Consider the following 4667-nt stretch of genomic DNA (forward strand, 5'->3'; position numbering starts at 1 on the left):
GCCGTGGCTCGGTCCCGGACCCGGCGCACCACCAGCCGCGCGGTCAGTCGGGCGGGTGGTGGAGCCGAACGCGGTGAAGGCCACCTCGGCGGCCTGCGTGTCGGAGATCAGCTCCCCGGTGTCCGGGTCGACCACGGCGCCGGGGTAGTGCATCGGGGTCCACGCGTCGTCGGGGATGGCTCCGATCGCGGCGTTCACCGCCGGGTTCTTGGCCTGCACCACGGAGCACCGCGCCCCGGCCTTCACGCACGCGCCGACCACCGCGCTGTTGCCGTCGGCCGAATCGCCACGCACCAACACCTCTCCGGTCGCGCCGGCAGCGCGGGCGGTGGCGATCGCCCCGCGGACCATCGATGCCGCGCCCTTCCCGGAGCCCGCCTTCCCGGCGCGCAGCCGGATCCCGGCCACCACCGGCGCACCCTGCGCGGTGCTGATCGTGGTGGCCATCGGCGACAGCCCTCGGCGCAGCACCTGCCGGCCGGCGATCTTGGTGTGGCCGAAGCTGGCGCCCTGCTTGGCGTGCCCGAAGACCGGGCGCAATAGCGAATCGATGTCGATGAACGCCCGCTGTTCGACCCCGGGCAGCAGCCCGGTCCGGCGCACCAGGCCAACCAGGTGCGCCCGCGCCACCGAGGCCAGCTGCAGGGCCTGGCCGTGGGTGAACTCGCGCAGAAACTGGCCCACCGTCGCCGGCGCGTACACCGGGGCGAACACCCGCGGCATCCCGCCGCAACGGATCGCGTCCAGATCAGCACCATCGAGCGGGGGCGTGACCGCCGCCGGGCCGGTCGATGAGCCGATCTTCCCGCCGCCACCCCCGCCGAGCCCGCAGTACGGGTACCCAACACAGCAGTACCTTCCGGTGTACGGCTACTCCGCACCGCCTCAGTACCCGTACGCGCAGCCGCAGCAGCAGCGGAGGTACAACGGCTTCGCGATCTCCTCGTTCGTACTGGGACTGCTCTTGATCTACGGTATCGGCTCGATCCTGGCACTGGTGTTCGGCTACATCGGCCGACGACAGATCCGAGACACGGGTGATAACGGTGGTGTCGGCGGCCATCGCTGGGATCGTGCTGGGCTGGCTCGGGGCGGCCCTGATGGTGCTCATGATCGTCGGGGTGGTTATGTCCAGTAGTCCTTCGTCGTACTGGCAGGTGTCCGACGTCGTCCGATTCTCGGGAACGCCAAATGCTCGGGCTGAACTGCGTCCATTAGGTGATAGCCGGTTGAGATTGCTCTCCGACGAACCTCGCTGCTGAGGCAGAGACTCGCGGTCACATGCTGAGACCTACGGGAAAGCGCGCACCGTGATCGAGACGAGGAGACCTACCTACGAAGAAACCTCGCAGCGCGAGTGGGACGCGAGGTCCGACCTACGCAAGATCCTAGCAGCCCGAGCGGGACGAGAGAGTCCGAACCGCCGAACCTCGCGGAGCCGCGCCTGCCATGGTGGGCGAGGGCGTCCGAGATGGTGTTCGCCGGGAGTCCAGCGGACATCTTTGGTCCGTTAACGGACCGTTTCCTTCCAGTCTGAACTCTGGCCAACAGCACCAGGCGGTGCAGGGATGAACTCGGCCTGGGAGTGCGTTGGGGATCTGCAAGGAGCCGGATGCGGCTGGCTCCTGAGCCGGGGGTTTGAGATGTCTGCACCGCGAGGATCTGTCCCAGTGAGCAGCGTGTGCGTGTGGGCCGGTGAGGTGACCTGGCGCGAGACCGCTGGGTTGCGTGAGGCCCTGTTCGACCTGTTGGAGGCTCCGGGCCAGGGAAGGGTGAGCCTGGATGTTCGCGCCGTGACCAGGATCGATCGGACCGGGGTCGCGTTGCTGATCGGGGTCAACCATCGGGCCTCCGCCCTGGGCCGCCCATTGAGCCTCGTGGACGCGCACGGGCCGGTGACAAGGAAGTTGTCGGGCCTGGGGATGCTGGGTGACTTCGAGGTGGCTCAGATCCCTCCCACCTGACCGGGGACCAGCAGAACCTGTCGTACGACGCCCCGAAGGTAACGTGTCAGACCTACCCGTGGCCGCCGCGACACCACAGGCTAGATCATGTGGCCATGACCCGAGCCGATCGCCAGGAGGCGGCTGACCTGCTGAGGAAGATCCTGGACGCGGTGGATCGCGGGGACGTGACGGCTGATGGTTCGGCTGCGGTGGCGGTGGTGCTTCGGCTGGAGGGAGCGTTGTGACTTGGAGGCCGTTGAGCGGTCTACCGGACACCTCTGATCCTCCAACGCCTCTGCCTGTTGAACTGATCCGCCGCCTGTCTCCTGTGAATCGGGCGGCCGCCGGACACCGGCGCAGACCGTGTGCCGTGCCGTGCGCGGGGGCGGGGCGGGGGCGGGGGTGGCGAGTTTGCCACGAAGATCCTCCGGGCGGACTGGCTGAGATTACTCCTGATAGGGCTTGAGGGGCAGGCTTGTGCTTCGCGGCTTTGAGCGCGAAGACTTTGTTCGTCACGTTCCTGGCCCTGGGGGGGCAGTCATGCGAACGCTGAGTCGTGCGGTGTTCTTGCGGAAGCCTGGCTGGGAGCGTGGCGTCTTCGGTCGGTGGCGTGGCACGGGCCATGCCTATGGTGGCCACCGAGTCGATGCGTGCATTGACTGCGCCGAGTATGCGTACGCGCGGTTGATGTGTGGTGACCTGGGGGACGAAACCGACCACGGGTGACGCTAAGCGTGTGTCGCGCACGGTCGCAAGGGCAGCAGCGGGCTGAGACGCAGGCGACGGTGCGGGGTTGACCTGTGCGCGACTCGGGGTCTCCCCCCAGAACGTTGTGAAGGGACGCGGGTTCGATAGCCCATTCGTGTCTCATTTGCTTGTTCGGCTCACTTCCAGGATCACCCTGAGTTAGTCTGCGACTCCGCATCGGCGTCAGCGTGTTGCGCTCGGGGGTCTTTCTGATGGCCAACGTCCAGACCATTGGCTGGCTCGCCAAGAAGTCCGGTCCGCGTTTCGTCTTCGGCAATGACGGGACCTGGTCGAGTAACGTCGAGGCTAGGGCGCACCTTCGACGGCTGCGGAAAGTCTCGCCGGTGGCACCGGCGATCCCCTGGGGTGCACAGGCGGGGCGAACTCTTCGTGAGCGCGGCTGGTTGCCCATGGCGGATTTCCAGCCGGAGATCATGGACCCGATCCTCGCGGGCTACCAACGGGTGATTGACGACCCCTCACTGACGCGGGACATGGGGGCGCGTGATCGATCGGCTGTCCGATACGTGGTCGATCCGGTCGCCCGGAACCCAGGACTTCGGCTCCTGCTGGACGACCGTGTCCGCGAGGCGCTAACCGGCTACTACGGCACGCACTTCCGGTTGTTGCACGTTCGGATGTGGCGCATCGCCTCACTCCCGGATGACGAGCGGCTCGAGTACAACTACGGCAACCTGTGGCACACCGACGGCCATCGAGTCACAGTGATGAAACTGTTCGTCCAGATCAGCGACGGCGTATCAGCTGAAAATGGTGCGCTGCGATTGCTCGACATCCCCACCACCCGGTTGGCCATGCGCGGTGGGTACCTCGCCCGGAACAAGCAGGTCGGTCTGGCGCGACGCCTCGTCGAGGACCCCAGCCGCACAGTGTTCTTCGACGGAGCCTCGAGGTCTGCGATCCTTATGAACCCGAACCTGTGCCTGCACCGGGCCGGGGTTCCGCAGCCGGGCAGGACCCGGGGGATGGTCCAACTGACCTTCGATGTCGCCGACCAGCCGCCGCCCGGGGGCGACTACTTCGCCGAGTTGGCTCCCGACATCAACGTGATCGAAGGCCGCCCAGTCTGACCCTGATCTTTCAGTCGGGTCACTTGCGGTAGCCGTGTCTTGACGCGGAAGCGCCCTTGCTGCAAGGGAAGATCGTGATTGTCGAAGTCGCGATCAACCGAGCAGAAGGGCACCCGCGTGGTGAACGATACCGGCCCGTTGTTCGATGTCGAAGATGCACTGCTGGTGCGTCCCGCACGGATTGTGCCGACCCCGGTGGCGGGGGCGTCGGAGACGGATCTGACCCCGGTGGCCGGGGTCACGTTGTGGGGGCCGCTGCTGGACCGGTTCAACGTGGTCGCCGAGGCCGACCGGCGGGGCCTGCGCCCGATCGGCCCGGGTGGCGACACCGGTGGTGAGTGCTACCGGGCGTTGACCGAGATCCTCCTTGCTGGCGGTGACTTCCTCTGCGACCGGTCCCTGCTGGCCGATCCGGCCACCACGGCACTGCGCGGGGCGAACCGGTTGCCCAGCGTGCCGACGCTGTGGCGGTTCCTGGCCGCGGATCTGGGTCGGGTGGCCAAGGCTGCCGCGGTCAACCGGGTGATGCTGCGCCGGGCCTGGGCTGCCGGCGCGGCCCCGGCAGGGGACTGGTTGACCATCGACCCCGACGCCACCTGGGTCGCGGTCTACGGACCCGGCAAACAAGGGTCGGCGTTCTCCCGGACCGGACAGACCGCGCTGTCCCCGCTGGTCGGGGTCCTCGGCGAGACCGGGGACGTGCTCGCGCTGCGGGCCCATGGTGGCGCCGCCAACGACGGCCGGCGATGGGCACGTTCATCGACGAGTGCGTGGCCGCCATCCCAGCCGGTGCCCGCCAGGACCGCCGGTTGTGGATCCGGGTGGATTCGGCCGGCTACCAAGACCCGGTGGTCGAAGCCGCTGAGCGCCACCACGCGGACTT

Annotated in this window: 5 protein-coding genes and 1 pseudogene; 5 read left to right on the plus strand and 1 reads right to left on the minus strand. The window is 67.7% G+C overall.

What is annotated here, in order from left to right; all coding sequences use genetic code 11:
* A pseudogene (locus tag VIM19_17890) lies at nucleotides 1-750 on the minus strand (transposase).
* 19 nt (nucleotides 751-769) lie between these two features.
* On the opposite strand from VIM19_17890, the gene VIM19_17895 reads away from it, so the two are divergent.
* The 5 genes from VIM19_17895 to VIM19_17915 form a co-directional block, all read left to right on the plus strand.
* Nucleotides 770-1138, plus strand: a complete 369-nt coding sequence (locus VIM19_17895) for a DUF4190 domain-containing protein (protein HEY5186725.1) — start codon at nucleotides 770-772, stop codon at nucleotides 1136-1138.
* 562 nt (nucleotides 1139-1700) lie between these two features.
* Nucleotides 1701-1964, plus strand: coding sequence for an STAS domain-containing protein (locus tag VIM19_17900; protein ID HEY5186726.1), 264 nt, complete (start codon nucleotides 1701-1703; stop codon nucleotides 1962-1964).
* Nucleotides 1965-2059: 95 nt separating this feature from the next.
* The gene (locus VIM19_17905) at nucleotides 2060-2191 is read left to right on the plus strand and encodes a hypothetical protein (protein HEY5186727.1); all 132 of its coding nucleotides are present in this window, start codon (nucleotides 2060-2062) and stop codon (nucleotides 2189-2191) included.
* Nucleotides 2192-2905: 714 nt separating this feature from the next.
* Nucleotides 2906-3784 carry a hypothetical protein gene (locus VIM19_17910; protein HEY5186728.1) on the plus strand — a complete coding sequence of 293 codons (879 nt, stop codon included), beginning with the start codon at nucleotides 2906-2908 and terminating at the stop codon, nucleotides 3782-3784.
* Nucleotides 3785-3901: 117 nt separating this feature from the next.
* Nucleotides 3902-4667, plus strand: a 766-nt coding sequence (locus tag VIM19_17915) for a hypothetical protein (GenBank protein ID HEY5186729.1), incomplete at its 3' end; no start/stop codon positions are given.

It is taken from the genome of Actinomycetes bacterium (assembly GCA_036510875.1).
Taxonomy (GTDB): domain Bacteria; phylum Actinomycetota; class Actinomycetes; order Prado026; family Prado026; genus DATCDE01.